Annotated in this window: 11 protein-coding genes; 9 read left to right on the top strand and 2 right to left on the bottom strand. The window is 64.6% G+C overall.

Annotation, left to right across the window (positions count from 1 at the left end; translation table 11 throughout):
- Window position 1: 1 nt before the first annotated feature.
- Window positions 2-1,291, bottom strand: coding sequence for an ABC transporter permease (locus tag ABWK72_RS23260; protein ID WP_367871968.1), 1,290 nt, complete (start codon window positions 1,289-1,291; stop codon window positions 2-4).
- Between the two features lie 189 nt (window positions 1,292-1,480).
- Here ABWK72_RS23260 and ABWK72_RS23255 point away from each other — a divergent pair, with 189 nt between their 5' ends.
- The 5 genes from ABWK72_RS23255 to tal all read left to right on the top strand — a co-directional run bounded on the left by ABWK72_RS23255 (window position 1,481) and on the right by tal (window position 7,424).
- The gene (locus ABWK72_RS23255; RefSeq protein WP_367871967.1) at window positions 1,481-3,376 is read left to right on the top strand and encodes a peptide ABC transporter substrate-binding protein; all 1,896 of its coding nucleotides are present in this window, start codon (window positions 1,481-1,483) and stop codon (window positions 3,374-3,376) included.
- 3 nt (window positions 3,377-3,379) lie between these two features.
- The gene (locus ABWK72_RS23250; RefSeq protein WP_367871966.1) at window positions 3,380-4,306 is read left to right on the top strand and encodes an ABC transporter permease; all 927 of its coding nucleotides are present in this window, start codon (window positions 3,380-3,382) and stop codon (window positions 4,304-4,306) included.
- 8 nt (window positions 4,307-4,314) lie between these two features.
- Window positions 4,315-5,310, top strand: coding sequence for an ABC transporter permease (locus tag ABWK72_RS23245; RefSeq protein ID WP_367871965.1), 996 nt, complete (start codon window positions 4,315-4,317; stop codon window positions 5,308-5,310).
- Window positions 5,311-5,628: 318 nt separating this feature from the next.
- Entirely contained in the window at window positions 5,629-6,324 is a 696-nt protein-coding gene (gene radC / locus ABWK72_RS23240; protein WP_367871964.1) for a DNA repair protein RadC, read from the top strand.
- Window positions 6,325-6,464: 140 nt separating this feature from the next.
- On the top strand, window positions 6,465-7,424 hold the full coding sequence (gene tal, locus ABWK72_RS23235; RefSeq protein WP_367871963.1) for a transaldolase: 960 nt from the start codon (window positions 6,465-6,467) through the stop codon (window positions 7,422-7,424).
- A gap of 277 nt (window positions 7,425-7,701) precedes the next feature.
- On the opposite strand, the gene ABWK72_RS23230 is transcribed toward tal, so the two are convergent.
- Window positions 7,702-8,448 (bottom strand): hypothetical protein, encoded by a 747-nt coding sequence (locus ABWK72_RS23230; protein ID WP_367871962.1) that lies wholly within the window; start codon window positions 8,446-8,448, stop codon window positions 7,702-7,704.
- 51 nt (window positions 8,449-8,499) lie between these two features.
- Between ABWK72_RS23230 and ABWK72_RS23225 the strand changes: the two genes are divergently transcribed.
- The 4 genes from ABWK72_RS23225 (at window position 8,500) to purC (ending at window position 14,707) form a co-directional block, all read left to right on the top strand.
- Window positions 8,500-9,456, top strand: a complete 957-nt coding sequence (locus ABWK72_RS23225; RefSeq protein ID WP_367871961.1) for a DUF1570 domain-containing protein — start codon at window positions 8,500-8,502, stop codon at window positions 9,454-9,456.
- Between the two features lie 294 nt (window positions 9,457-9,750).
- Window positions 9,751-11,403: an NAD+ synthase gene (locus tag ABWK72_RS23220; protein ID WP_367871960.1), complete on the top strand. Its 1,653-nt coding sequence runs from the start codon at window positions 9,751-9,753 to the stop codon at window positions 11,401-11,403.
- Between the two features lie 449 nt (window positions 11,404-11,852).
- Window positions 11,853-13,946, top strand: coding sequence for a right-handed parallel beta-helix repeat-containing protein (locus ABWK72_RS23215; RefSeq protein WP_367871959.1), 2,094 nt, complete (start codon window positions 11,853-11,855; stop codon window positions 13,944-13,946).
- 44 nt (window positions 13,947-13,990) lie between these two features.
- Entirely contained in the window at window positions 13,991-14,707 is a 717-nt protein-coding gene (gene purC, locus ABWK72_RS23210; RefSeq protein ID WP_367871958.1) for a phosphoribosylaminoimidazolesuccinocarboxamide synthase, read from the top strand.
- The last annotated feature ends 5 nt before the right edge of the window (window positions 14,708-14,712 follow it).

Here is a 14,712-nt window from a genome sequence, read left to right as displayed (position 1 = left end):
CTCATTTATAGCTCACCCGTGGATCGACCAGCGCGACTAACAGGTCCGAAATGATTTTCCCGAAGGCGGTCAGCACCGCCGCGACGAAGAGCACGCCCAGCATCACCGGCCCGTCCCGCTCCACCACCGAGGTGAACTGCAGCAGGCCGAAGCCATCGATATCGAAGACCTTCTCGATCAGGATCGATCCGGCCACGAGGTAGGCCAGGTTGTCGCCGAAGGTCGTGGCTATCGGGATGATCGAGTTGCGGAAAGCATGCCCGAAGACCGCCCGCGGATAGGACACCCCCTTGGCCGTGGCGGTGCGCACGTAGTCCGACGCCATGTTGTCCATCAGGTTGTTCTTCACCAGCATGGTCATCATCGCGAAGCTGCCGATGAGGTAGCAGACCAGCGGCATGAAGGTGTGCGAGGCAAGATCCTTGATCTTCCCGGCCAGCGGCAGCGTCTCGAAGTCGTCCCCCGTGAAGCCGCGGATCGGGAACCAGCCGAGCTTCGCACCCAGCACCACCACCATCAGCGAACCGAGCGCGTAACCGGGGATCGAGTAGCCGGTGAAGATCGCCGCCGAGCTGAGGTTGTCCACCCAGGTGCGGTGCTTGATTGCCTTGAGAATCCCGAGCGGCAGGCAAACGCTGTAGAGGATCAGGATCTGGATCACGCCGAAGTAGGCGGAAACCGGCATGCGCTCCCGGATCATCGAAATGACCGGCTCCTGGTACTTCTCCGAGGTCCCCAGGCTGCCTTGCAGCAGTCCATCGTAGGCAGGCTTGTAGAGCACCGCGCGATACTCCGGTTTATCCGCCAAGGTCACGCCCCCCATCCACTTGTCCCAGCGCCTCACCTGCTCCTCGGGACTGCGCAGGCGGACTTGCCAGTCGGAGAGATCGACGCCTTCCGGCCCCTTGAAGCTGACCTGCCCGCCATCGCGGGTCACGGTCACCGTGTAGACGGTGCCGGGAACGGCCACCTCCACCTGCGTGGCCCCTTTCGGAAATTCCTCGCCGGTTTTCTGGATGTCGCGCGGCGCAGCGCCGAGCCACTCCGCATAGCCGCGCAGGATGCTCTTGTCGTAATTCTTCTTCTCCTCGATCTCCAGAACCTGGGCGGCGGTGACCGAGGAACTGCCGGCCTGGGCCCGGGTCCGCTTGCCCTCCCCGCCGACCAGCGCGGTCAGCGCGGTCTCCACCGGCCCGCCTTTCGCCAGCCGGTTGATCGCGAAGACCAGCGCCGTGATCCCCAGCAGCGTGAGGGGGATCAGCAGCAGGCGGCGCAGGAAATAGGCTTTCAAATGGCGGCGTGGAACAGGCGGTTCCGGCGTTTCTAACCTCTCCCGGCACCCTTGCAAGTCCCCGCGGGCGTTTCGTGCCGGTTTTGCCGTAAACGGCGGGGAAGATGCAAAAGTCCGACTAAAAGCGACACGGGGGGTGAATTTTTCCCTGCAATCCCGGCCCGGGACAAGCTAGTGCTGCGGGACGACATGACACGCTGTGCCCTTTTCCTGCTCCCCGCCCTCCTCTGCCTGACCGGCTGCCAGAAGGAAACGCAGGTCGAGAAGGCAAACCGCGATGGCATCTTCCTGATGGGCAATTCCTCGGAGCCGAAGGCCCTGGACCACCAGCTCGTGACTGGCGTGATCGAAAGCAAGATCATCGGCGCGTTGTTCGAGGGACTGGTGGGGGACGATCCCGAAAAGGACGACGGGCTCCCTCCCGGGGCGGCGGCTTCCTGGGAGCACAATGCGGACATGACCGAGTGGACCTTCCGCCTGCAGCCGGAGGGCCGCTGGTCGGACGGATACCGGGTCACCGCATACGACTTCGTCTTCGCCTACCACCGGATGCTTCACCCGGACCTCGCCGCGCCTTATGCGGAGATGGTCTATCCCCTGAAGAACGGAGAGGATTACAACAAGAACCTCCGCGGCCGGATCCTGCTCCACGCCAATGTCGTGCCAGGCGTGACCTGGGAGGACGCGAAGGATATCGCCTTCGCCGGGGATGCAAAGGTGGCTCTGGAAAAAGGCGCGAAGTGGCCGGATAGCACCACCGACGCACAGCGCCTGGATTTCGTAAAGGGCACCGGACTGGATGCCCTCGGCAAGGAAGCCTTGGAGTGGATCGCCGCCGATCTGACCCGCTATCCCTGGCCCGCCGGCTTCGATCCCGTGAAGGCGAAAAGCCTGGTGGACGTCATGGCCGCCAAAGCGGGGGATGACCTCTTCGAGCTGGCGAACGTGGGCGTGAGCGCCCCGGACGAACTCACCCTGAAGTTGGTGCTCCGCGAGCCGGTCCCCTACCTCCCCTCCCTGGTGCGGCACTACACCTGGTTCCCGGTGCCACAGCACGTGGTGCTCCAGCACGGCAAGATCTCCGACCGCTTCACCGAGTGGAGCCGCTATCCGAACCTCACCGGCAACGGTGCCTTCAAGCTGAAGATCTGGCGCGTCCACGACATGATCGAGGTCGAACGCAATCCCCACTACTGGGACAAGGCCAACGTGGGCATCAACGGCGTGCGCTTCCTGCCGATCGAGAATCCCTACACGGAAACCCGCGCCTTCCTCGCGGGCCAGCTTCACACCACCTATCAGGTCCCCTCGGATCTGATCAAGGAGGTCAAGAAGAAGGCCCCGCAGGAATTCCGGCAGGAACCCTACGTCGGGGCCTTGTTCGTGCGCGTCAACACGACCCGCCCCGTCCTCTCCGATCCGCGGGTGCGGCAGGCCATGGCGCTGGCCATCGATCGCCAGCAGCTCTGCGACTACATCCTGGAAGGCTACTTCCCCGCCACCTCCCTGACCCCGAAGATGGGCAGCTACGAGCCCGACAAGATCCTCACCTTCGATCCGGAGAAGGCCAAGCAACTTCTGGCCGAGGCAGGCTTCCCGGACGGGGCGAAGTTCCCGCGCTTCACCATGCTGATCAGCCGGCCCTCCGCCCGCGCCAGCGCGGAAGCCATCCAGGCGATGTGGCGCCGCCACCTGAACATCATGGTGGACATCCAGAACAAGGACTGGGGCTCCTACGTCAGCGCCCAGCAGAATCTGGACTTCGATCTGGCCGCCGCAGGCTGGGTGGGCGACTACCTCGACCCTACGACGTTCCTTCACATGTGGACGGAGGGCAATGGCAACAACAACACCGGCTGGCACTCCAAGGACTACGAAGCGCTGCTCTCCAAGGCTGCCCTGGAGCCCGACCCCGCGAAGCGCCTGGAGGTCCTGAAACAGAGCGAGACCCTGATGATGAGCGCCTATCCGATCCTGCCCTTCGCCTGGTACTCCCGCAATTACATGCTACGTCCGGAAGTAAAGGGCTGGCATCCGCTGCTGCTCGACAACCATCCCTTGAACACCCTCCGCCTCGAACGCTGAATCATGTTCCGCACCCTCTTCAGCCGTTTCCTGCAGGGCCTGATCGTCCTATTCGTGCTCTTCACGATCACCTTCTTCCTGATCAAGGCGCTACCTTACGGCCCCTTCCAGAGCGACAAGGCCATCCCCGGCCACATCCGCGAGAAGATCGAGGCCTACTACGGTCTCAACGAGCCGGTCTATGTCCAGTACGGCAGGACCCTCGGCAACTTGCTGAAGGGCGATGCCGGCGCGAGCATGCGCCTGGAAGGACTGCCGGTGACCGATATCATCACCCAAGCCTTCCCGAATTCCATCCAACTCGGCGTGGTGGCCATGGCCGTCGCGGTCCTGCTCGGGATCCCGCTCGGGGTCTTCGCGGCGTGGAAGAAGAACACCGTCTTCGACTACGGGGCGATGATGATCGCCATGATCGGCATCTGCATCCCGAGCTTCGTGATCGGCCCGCTGCTGGCGGAGAAATTCGGGCGCGACCTGGAATGGTTCCCGGTGACCGGCTGGTCCCGCAGTTCGCCCCTGAGCTGGATCCTGCCGGCCATCACCCTGGGACTCGCCTCCGCGGCCTACCTCTCGCGCCTCACCCGGGCGGGCATGCTGGAGACCCTGAGCCAGGACTTCGTGCGCACGGCGCGGGCCAAGGGCGTGGGCGAACTCGCCATCCTGACCAAGCACTGCCTGCGCGGCGGCCTGATCCCCGCGGTGGCTTACATCGGCCCGGCCTTCGCGGCGATCATCTCCGGCTCGGTGGTCATCGAGAGCATCTTCGCCGTGCCGGGACTGGGGCTGCATTTCATCAAGGCGATCGAAACCGGGGATACCCCGGTGATCCTCGCCCTCGTCCTCCTCTACGGAGCCCTGATCATCGTCGCCAACTTCGTCACCGACGTGCTGGGCGTGTGGCTGAACCCGCGCTTGCGCTCCTCCCGCTGAAGAATCCCGTGAGCAACCCCGTCATCGCCGTCAACGTATCCGCCGAGCAGGGCACCTCCCTCTGGAAGGACGCCGCGCGCCGTCTCAAGAAGAACCACGCGGCAATCGCCGGGCTGGTCACGGTGACCGTGATCATCCTCGCCTGCCTGATCCTGCCCTCGATCGCCGGCCTGCTTGCCGATCCGAACCTGCAGAACCTGCCGAACAAGAACCAGCCGCCGGGCGGGGCCCATTGGTTCGGCACCGATCACCTCGGGCGCGATATCTTTTCCCGCGTGCTCTTCGGCGGGCGGATCTCGATCGCCGTGGGCCTGATCACCACCTTCGTCTCCATCACCATCGGCGTCTGCTGGGGTGCTTTCGCCGGCTACTGCCGGGGGGCGGTGGATGCAGTCCTGATGCGGATCGTGGACATTCTCTACGCCCTGCCCTTCCTGATCGTGGTGATTCTTCTGGGCAAGACCATCGAGCCCCTCACCAGCAAGCTGACCGAGGCCGCGATCAATCTGGTGGCCGGAGCCAACGCGGACTCCGCCCAGGTCAACACGACCCGCACCTGGATCGAACCGATCACCACCCTGGTCCCCCTGTTCCTCGCGATCGGCACGCTCTCGTGGCTGACGGTTTCGCGGATCGTGCGGGCGCAGGTCCAGAACGTGGCGAGCATGGATTTCGTGGAAGCCGCCCGCTCGCTGGGCCTCGGCCACCTGCGCATCCTCTTCCGCCACATCCTGCCGAACAGCATGGGCCCGATCATCGTTTACACCACCCTGACCATCCCCGGGGTCATGCTGCTGGAAGCCGTGCTCTCCTTCCTGGGTCTGGGCGTCAAGCCGCCTAACAGCTCCTGGGGAATCCTGATCGAGGAAGGCTCGAACCGCATGCTCTCCAATCCCTGGCTGCTCTTCTTCCCCTCCCTCTTCTTCTCCCTCACCCTCTTCTCCCTGAACTTCCTCGGCGACGGCCTGCGCGACGCGCTCGACCCGAAGTCCGCGAAGGATTAGGGAATGCCTGTTACCCGCATCCACCTCCGCCCCATGCCTGCCCCCGGGACCGCGGAGGCTCTGCCCCGCAGAAGCCACCCTGGCAGCGCTCTTCATCGCGCGGTGGTAGTGGAAAGCGCCATCGCTTGGTTGCCTACCCTTTCGTGTCGAGGGCAACGAGGGACCGTTCTGCGGGGCAGTGCCTCCGCGCCCCCAGCGGTAAAGCCGTCCGCGGAGCATCACGGAAATAGGGGTAACGGGCTGACTCCTTTGGCCGTTGGCCCCGCTGCCATCAATTTCCTCTCGCCAAACCATCGATCACATGTGTTCATCCGAACCATGTCCAATCGAATTGCCGACATGCCGACGGACGAGCGCCCGCGGGAGAAGCTGGCGAGATTCGGCCCGACCGCGCTCGACAATGCCGAGCTGCTCGCCCTGTTCCTCCGCACCGGCGTCGTCGGCCGCAGCGCCATCCAGATCGGCCGCGACTTGCTCGATCACTACGGATCGATCGGCTCGCTCGGCAGCGCCGGCGTGGCCGAACTCTCCAAGCAACCCGGCCTCGGACTCGCCAAGGCCTGCCAGTTGGTCGCCGCCTTCGAGCTCGGTGCCCGGGCCACCCGCGAGCAGATCGGCCAGCAGCCCCTGGACACACCGGAAATCATCTACCAAACCTTTGCCGCCCAACTGGCCTGGCTGCGGCATGAAAAACTGGTCGTTGCGCTGCTGGATACCCGCCTGCGCCACGAAGGCACCGTGGAAATCAGCTCCGGAAACCTCAATGAAACGGTGGCTTACGCGAAGGATGTCCTCCGACCCGTGATCACCCGCGGTGCCTACGGCTTCGTGGTCGTTCACAATCACCCCTCCGGCGATGCCTCGCCCAGCAAGGCCGACGAGATGTTCACCCGCCGCCTGATCGAGGCCGCCGACCTGATGCAGGTCAAGTTCCTCGACCACGTCATCGTCGGCAGGCCCGACCACGGAAGGCAGCCCTACTTCTCCTTCCGCGAGGCAGGCGTCGTGGTCTGAGCCGGCTACGACTTGGAATGAGCGGCGCGATTGTCGGCGATGAATCCCCTTTGACGATCCCGCCAACCCGGTATGATTCCCCGCCGCGAACACTTTTTACCCTCGCCAGCGACCCCGTTCCCGCCTACCCCGCCACCGCCATGAGCGCTACGCAACTCGATCAACTCAAGCAGTTCACCACCGTCGTCGCCGATACCGGCGACTTCGAGTCGATGAAGGCCTATCAGCCTCAGGATGCGACGACCAATCCCTCGCTGATTCTTCAAGCCTCCGAGAAGCCTGCCTACAAGCACCTCGTCGACAAGGCCGTGGCCGAGTTCAAGGGTGGCTCGCTCTCCGGCCAGGCACAGATCGATGCCGTGCTCGACCGCATCCTGATCCTCTTCGGCCTTGAGATCCTCAAGATCGTCCCAGGCCGCGTTTCGACCGAGGTCGACGCCCGCCTCTCCTTCGACACCGAGGCCACCGTCGCCAAGGCCCACCAGCTCATCGCCGCCTACGAAAAGGAAGGTATCCCCAAGGAGCGCATCCTGATCAAGATCGCCTCCACCTGGGAAGGCATCAAGGCCGCCGAGATCCTCGAAAAGGAAGGCATCCGCTGCAATCTCACGCTGCTCTTCTCCTTCGCCCAGGCCGTCGCCTGCGCCGAAGCCGGCGTGCGCCTCATCTCGCCCTTCGTCGGGCGGATCCTCGATTGGTACAAGGCCTCCACCGGCAAGACCTTCGAAGGCGATGAAGACCCGGGCGTGATCTCGGTGAAGCAGATCTACACCTACTACAAGAAGTTCGGCTACAAGACCCAGGTCATGGGAGCCTCCTTCCGGAACAAGGGCGAGATCCTCGCGCTGGCCGGTTGCGACCTGCTCACCATCAGCCCGGGCCTGCTCAAGGAACTCCAGGACTCCACCGAAACCGTCGAACGCCGCCTCTCCCCGGAAGAATCCGCCAAGGCCGACCTCGAGAAGGCCAGCTTCGACGAGAAGTCCTTCCGCTTCGCCCTCAACGAAGACGCCATGGCCACCGAGAAGACCGCCCAAGGCATCCGCGCCTTCGCCGCCGACATCGTGAAGCTCGAGAAGCTCGTAGCCGGCCTGCTCTGAGCCGAAAGCCAAGATCCGGGATCTCAGATTTCAGATTTCAGATTTGATAAGCCCGCACGCCTTCACGGTGTGCGGGCTTTTCGTTTCCGCGTGGAAGCACGGACGGCTCTACCGCTGGGAGCGCGGAGCCACCGGCCCGCAGAACGGTCCCTCGTAGCCCGCGGCACGAAGAGGTAGGCAGAAAGGTGGCGGCGCTCTCCACTCCCATCGCGCGATGTTGCTCCGGCTGCTTCTGCGGGGCAGTGCCTCCGCGCTCCCAGGCGCTGGCGCTCCACTCTCACGAATCCGCTGCACTCAATCGCTCGAGAGCCTCCCCCAGACCCGCCCCGCTCCTGAAATCACAGGCTCTCTTCCAAAACCCGCCAAGCCCTCCCTCCCCCGGCACGACCAGTGCACGCCGCCCTTCAATCTTGGCAATCTCCTCCAAGCCCGCATCCCCCCCATCCAACCCGATCAACGAGAACTTCCCTGCCATCAAACAGCGCAGGATCAGTCCCGCATCGGTGATCTTCACCGGCATCTTGAAGACCGCTCCCTCCGATACCCCTACCGCCAGCGGCTCGAAGGGCGATACCCCCTCCACTCCAAAAAAAGCCGCAGCCGCACCCGCGGCCAAAGCGAGGCGAACGACCTCCCCCGCCATCCCCAAATCCGTGCAGTGCGGACAAACCACCACCAAGGCATCCCCTTCCAAGGTCTTGATGAAGGGCGCGACATTGGCGGTCTCGTCCGGCATCTTCGCAACCCCCAGGATCCCGCCATGCCGCTCCGGATCACCGAGTCCCGCAAGCTCGTCAGCAGGGCGGCGCAGCACTTCCATGCCGCTCCACGCCGGCACTTCCCAAGCATGATTCTCCGCAATGAGAACACCCGGCACTTCCCACCACCCGGCTAGAGCCGCTTCCACGCTCGCCCGGCCCTCCAGCAGCACCCAGGGATCGCGGCGGGCTTCGAGCTGCGAGCGGAGGGTTGCAAGCCATTCGGGTTCCACGCGGCTTCCGGTAACATCGGAACGACAAATCACGAATTCCGAATTTCCGAATGACCCATGACGTGCAAGAAAGAAGGCCGATTCATGTCTTTCCCTCGCACCATTCGTCATCCGGGAATTCGACATTCGTCATTCCGCAGCCGTCTGCTCCTGTGGCCTCTTCTAATCCTTGGCGCTGCGGCCGAACCCCTGCCGAAGGATTTCACGCCGCCGCCCGCGGTGCTGGAAGCCCAGGTCGCGGACGAGGGCAGGAAGGTCTGGAACACCCGCTTCTTCCGCCTCGATTCGGACATGCCCCTGCGGGCGGCAGAGCTGGCGCGGCTTTCCCAAGTGGCGGACAGCACCGCGACGGTGCTGAGAAGCTACCCCCTGCCGCTCTTCGCCCCACCCGCCCAGCGCTCGCGGATCTCGATCTACAAGGAGGGCGAGGACTACGTGAAGGCCGGCGGCTTCCACGGCACGGCCGGCTTCTACTTCGCGCGGCGGGGGGTGGTCCTCCTGCGCGGGGACTTCTTCGTGGAAGGCGCGGACAAGGGCATGCCGCCGCACTATCACGAGGACATCATGGCCCACGAGGTGGTCCACCTGTGCATGCACAAGGTGAACCGGAAGCTGCCGCAGTGGCTGGTGGAAGGCATCGCGGAATACTTCTCCTGCGCGCATCTCGGCGGCGGACGCTACTCCTTCAGCGATATCGACAATTCGCTGCGGAACCACCTGCGCAGCCGCCTGAGCCCGAAGGATCCCGGCATCCCGCTCGAGCCGGTCGCCGGGATCGCCACGCTCGACGGCCACGAGTGGCTGGAGCATGTCACGACGATCGCGAATGAAGATCGCTACCAAGCCTACGCCACCGCCTTGCTGCTGGCGCACTACTACCTGCACGGCGGTGAGGAGAGACTGGCCACGCTGCGGACAGCGCTGGCGGCGGAGAAGCCCGCCGACCTGATCGCCCCGGCCGACGGGCCGAAGATCCAGCAGTCGATGAGCAAGTATTGGAAGTCGCGTGGACTTACCCTCGAATTCAACGCCGAAAAATGACGGCGCCACCTCCTGATATGGGGTATCCCGTCCGATTTTGGGAACACTTGGCGAATTTTTACCTAAATTAATTCTTTCCAAAGCCTGATTATATGGCAACTTCATCCACGTGCAGCGGCGCTTCGGCGTCGTGGTCACAACCGCGGAAGACCGGCAGGTCTCAAGATTGGTTTCGATCCGGGGGGATTTCGGCCAGTCATCCTGCAAGGGCTTCCAAGGTTCAGAAAAGGCGCGAATTGTAATTCCGGGGGGACTTGCGATTCGCGCCTTTCTCATTTTCCGGGGGGCTGAAGCATGGTTCCCTCCACCCGGATGAAGATCGGCATCGCCCAGATCAATGCGGTGATCGGGGATTTCCCGGGCAATGCGAAGCGCCTGCTCCAGGCCTACCGGGAATGCCTGGAGGCCGGGGCGGATCTGGTGATCACGCCCGAGCTGTCGCTGGCGGGCTACCCGCCGCAGGATCTCGTCTTCAAGTCGCAGTTCGTGCCCCGCTGCCTGCAGGCGCTCGACTACCTGGCAGGCGAGATCAAGGACGTGCCGCTACTGGTGGGCTACATCGACCGCAACGACAGCGGCAAGCCGGGCAAGCCGTTCCGCAATGCAGCGGCCTTCCTGTGGGGCGGCGAGGTCCGGGCGAAGGTCTGGAAGACCCTGCTGCCGACCTACGATGTCTTCGACGAGCGCCGCTACTTCGAGCCCGGCGAGAGCTGCGAGCCGCTGCTCTGGAAGGGCCTGCGGCTGGGCGTGACGATCTGCGAGGACATCTGGACCGAGGAATTCCAGGAACGCCCCCTCTACGAACGCGATCCGGTGCGGGAGCTGTGCGCGCAGGGCATCGACGTGCTGCTGAACCTCTCGGCCTCGCCCTTCCATCTCGGCAAGCTGGAAATCCGCCGCACCCTGCTGGCGGAGATCGCGCGGGAGGCCGGCGTGCCGGTGGTCTATGCGAACTCGGTCGGGGGAAACGACCAGTTGGTCTTCGATGGCCACTCGCTGGTCGCATCTCCCGCGGGCGGGATCGCGGTGCAGATGCCCGGCTTCGTCGAGGCCTGCCGGACAGTGGATCTCGACAAGCTGCCCGCCGCGGAGGCTCCCCTGCCCGGTCCCGGTGAGGAGCAACTGCACCAGGCCCTGGTGCTCGGCCTGAGCGACTACGCAGCGAAGTGCGGGCTCCGCAGCGCCTGCCTGGGACTGAGCGGCGGCATCGATTCCGCGCTCACGGCGGTGCTGGCGGTGGCGGCGCTGGGCGCGGAAAATGTCCACGGGCTGACCATGCCGGGGCCCTATTCCTCGGCGGGGAGCGTGGACGATTCGCTGGCGCTGGCCCGGAATCTGGGAATCCGCTGCGACACGGTGCCGATCACCGAAACTTTCGCAGCATCGCAGGCGGCACTGGTTCCGCTCTTCGGCGGGGCAAGGGAGGATGCTACGGAAGAAAATCTACAGGCACGGATCCGCGGGCTCTACCTGATGGCGCTCTCGAACAAATCCGGACACCTCTTGCTCACCACCGGCAACAAGAGCGAGTTGGCAGTCGGCTACAGCACGATCTACGGCGACATGTGCGGCGGCCTGGCACTGCTCTCGGACCTGCCGAAGACCCGCGTTTACGAGCTGGCACGCTGGGTCAACCGGGAGCGGGAGATCATCCCGTGGAACAGCATCGACAAGCCGCCGAGCGCGGAGCTGCGGCCGGACCAGCGGGATCAGGACACCCTGCCGCCCTACGAGGTGCTGGACGGGATTCTGGAGCTCTACGTGGAGCGCGGGCTCTCCGCGGAGGAGATCCTGGAACATGGCTACGAGGAGGCCACCGTGAGATGGGTGCAGCGCCGCGTGGACCTGAACGAGTGGAAGCGCCAGCAGGCCGCCCCCGGGATCCGGGTGACCACCAAGGCCTTCGGGATGGGCCGCAGGATGCCGATCGCGCAAGGCTTCCGGTAACGCTCGTTCCGGCGCGCCCGAGGAGATTCTTCCTGAATCCGATGCCTTCTCCGATCCATAAGCCCCCTTACCCCCATGCGGCCTATGATGGCAGCGTGAGGAATGAGGGGGCATCGCCCAGGACCGTATTGACCGCCCGGTCCATCTTTTCAAGGCGGAGTGTATCCGTCCGTGCTGTTGCAATGGTGCCGGAGCTTGGAACCACCCGGGAGCCACAGAAAAGGGCCGCCGGACCCGAGGGGCGAAAGAGCCCGTCGGGACTTCCAAGGAGTAGCAGAAATCGGCGGTTTCGTCAATCGGGTGGAGCAGGCCGATCCACGACTGTTAGGCTTTTTCCGGAAAGTGCCCTTCCCCCCGCGGGTTATGGCTGATAAACGCGTGGCGGCATGACTTTGGAGGAAGCACGGCGCACGCTGGGATTGGGCGCGGAAGATAATCCGACCGAACATATGGCCGAGTTCGCAGCCGCCCGCGAACGCATCGCGGAGCTGGTCCGGACGGCCCCGAACGAAACCATCGCGCTGCGTTTTCAGGACGGTCTGATCGACTTCGACCGTGCCTTGGCCGCGATGCGAGAGGAGATCGCGAAGAACGAGACCGAGACCAAGCGCCTGGAGTGGATGGATGCCGCCCGCGGCAAGGCGGAGCCGGTGGTCGTGGCGAGCGAGTGGAAGCCCAAGGACGAAGCACCGGCGGAGATCCTGACCGAAACCCGCAAGATCGAGGACGAGCCCGCAACGACGGCACTCCTGAAGATTGAGGTCCCCGCCCTACCCGCGGAGACGGAGAAAACCGAGCCCCGTCCCGCACCCCCGGAAACCCAGAAGATCGAGGTCCTGGCGGCTACGGCCCCGCCGCTGCGCCCGGCCCCGACACCGAAAGAAACCGAGGGACCGACGATCGATGTGCGCCGCAGCAGCGCCGCGCCGGTGATGGTCTTGATCCTGCTCCTGCTTGCTGGCGTGGGCGGCTGGTATCTCTGGAACCAAAACGCGGAGCGGACGCACCTCCAGGTCCAGGAACGCCTGGCCTTTCTCGAACGGCTCGGCGCGAAGATGATCGACGCCCGCCAGTGGCCGGAGGCGGATGCCGCCTACCAGGAGATCGAGCGATTGCGCCCGGGCTCGAAGACCGTCTTGCTCGGGCGCCGCAGCATCGAGGCCGGGATGGAGGAAGAGCAGCGCCAGTTCGTCGGCTATTGGTCGGGCGAGGCCAACAACGCCTTCGACTTGGGACGCCTCGAGGACGCCGCGGCGGCAGCTCGCAAGGTGCTGGACAAGTATCCGGGCGAGAAACAGATCGCCGAGCTGATGGGCAAGATCGAGCAGGCCCGCAGCATGCAGGCGCGCGAGGCCCTGGTCAGCGCGGCGACGGCGGCGATCCAGAAGCGCCGCTGGGACGAGGCGGAAACGAAGGCCAAGGAATTCACCAGCGCCTTCCCCGGGGATGCACAGGGCAACTCGCTGCTCTCCGAGATCCGCGCCGGACGCGAGAAGGACGAGAAGGACCGCATGCGCGCGAAGGAACTTCTCGCCGCCGCCAAGGTCCGCGACCTCGGGCAATTCGACCGCGAAGCGCTGGAATGGCTGCGCGAGGCGGTGGCGCTGGCCCCGGGCGACCCGGAGATCGACGCGCTGTATCAGAAGATGGCCTCCTACACCCGCACGCTGCAGGTGCCGGGCGATTTCAAGACTTTGGCCGAGGCGCTGGAATCGGCGCGCGACCGCGACCGGATCGTGGTCGCGGAGGGGACGTGGACCGGCCCCCTGATCGTGGACAAGGCAGTCACGCTGGAAGGCGCGGGCAAGGACAAGACCATCGTCGAAGTCGAGGCCGCCGCCAGCACCGCGGCCACCTTCGGCATCCACGCCGGCGGGGCGCGGGTCAGCGGCATCACCTTCCGGCACCGGGGCTTCGATCCCGGCGCGAACCGCTTCTCCGTGCTACTGGTGCGCGGGGCGGAGGTGACGATGAGCGATTGCCGCATCGCCGATTCCTCCGGCCACGGCCTGGCGGTCATCGATGCCGGACACGTCGCGGCGACGCGCTGCGTTTTCGAAAACAACGGCTGGGATGGCGTGGCGGTGCGCGGCGCGGGCAGCCGGATCGAATTCTCCAAGTGCGAGTCCACCGGCAACTTCTCCCATGGCTACGAACTTCTGGATGGCGGCTCCGGGGCGATCCACGATTGCCTGGGGCGTGACAACAGCGCGAGCGGCATCCTGGTCGACACGAAGGCGGAGAATGTCGTGATCGGGAGGAACGACCTGCGGGGCAATCGCGAGTACGGGGTGGTCGTCTATTCGGCCGCTTCCGGGCGGGTCCACGACAACCAGTGCCGGGAGAACCTGCTCGGCGGGATCGCGGTGCGTTTCGCCGCGGCGCGGGTGCTGGTGGAAAATAATCTCCTCGAGAAGAACCACGGACCCGGCCTCGCTTTGGAACGAGGTCTCCGGCCGGAATCCTTCACCACGAACCGGACGAACGCCAACGCGGGGGCCAAAAATATCGCGACCGACCTCGACTTTTCCAGCGGCGAATAAGACCGCCGCTTGACCCCCGGGCGGTGCCTCCATACCTCTCCGGGATGGAACCGCTCTACGAGGGAAAGGCGAAGCGACTTTGGGCGACCGCGGACCCGAATGTGCTGCGCATGGAGTTCAAGAACGACGCCACCGCCTTCAATGGCGAGAAGAAGGCGCAGTTCGAGGACAAGGGGCGGCTCAACAACGCGATCAGCACGCTGATCTACGGCTTCCTCGAAAAAGAAGGCGTGCCGACGCACTTCGTCCGCCAGATCGACGATACGAACGTCGAGGTCCGCAAGGTCGATATCCTGATGGTCGAGGTGATCATCCGCAATCTGGCCGCGGGCAGCTTTTGCAAGCGCACCGGGATCGAAGAGGGCAAGCCCTTCGGCGAGCCGATCATCGAATTCTGCATCAAGAGCGATGAGCTGGGCGATCCCCTGATCAACGACGACTACATCCGCGAACTCAAGCTGGCGACCCCCGGGGAACTGGCCTTCCTGCGCACGTCGGCACTGAAGGTGAACTCGATCCTCGGCAAATTCTTCGCGGAGTGCGGGCTGAAGCTCGTCGACTTCAAGCTGGAGTTCGGCCGTCTGGCGACCGACCCGGCGACGGTGGTGCTCGCGGACGAAATCAGCCCGGACGGCTGCCGTCTGTGGGACCTCAAGACCGGCGAGAAGATGGACAAGGACCGCTTCCGCCGCGACCTCGGTGGAGTGATGGAGGCCTATGCCGAAGTGCTGGAGCGGGTAAAGGTCGCGGTGGCTGGTTGAGCCAT

The organism is Luteolibacter sp. Populi (assembly GCF_040801775.1).
Lineage (GTDB): Bacteria > Verrucomicrobiota > Verrucomicrobiia > Verrucomicrobiales > Akkermansiaceae > Haloferula.
Note: the sequence above shows the minus strand (reverse complement) of the source record. Positions and strands in the feature narration are given on the sequence as shown.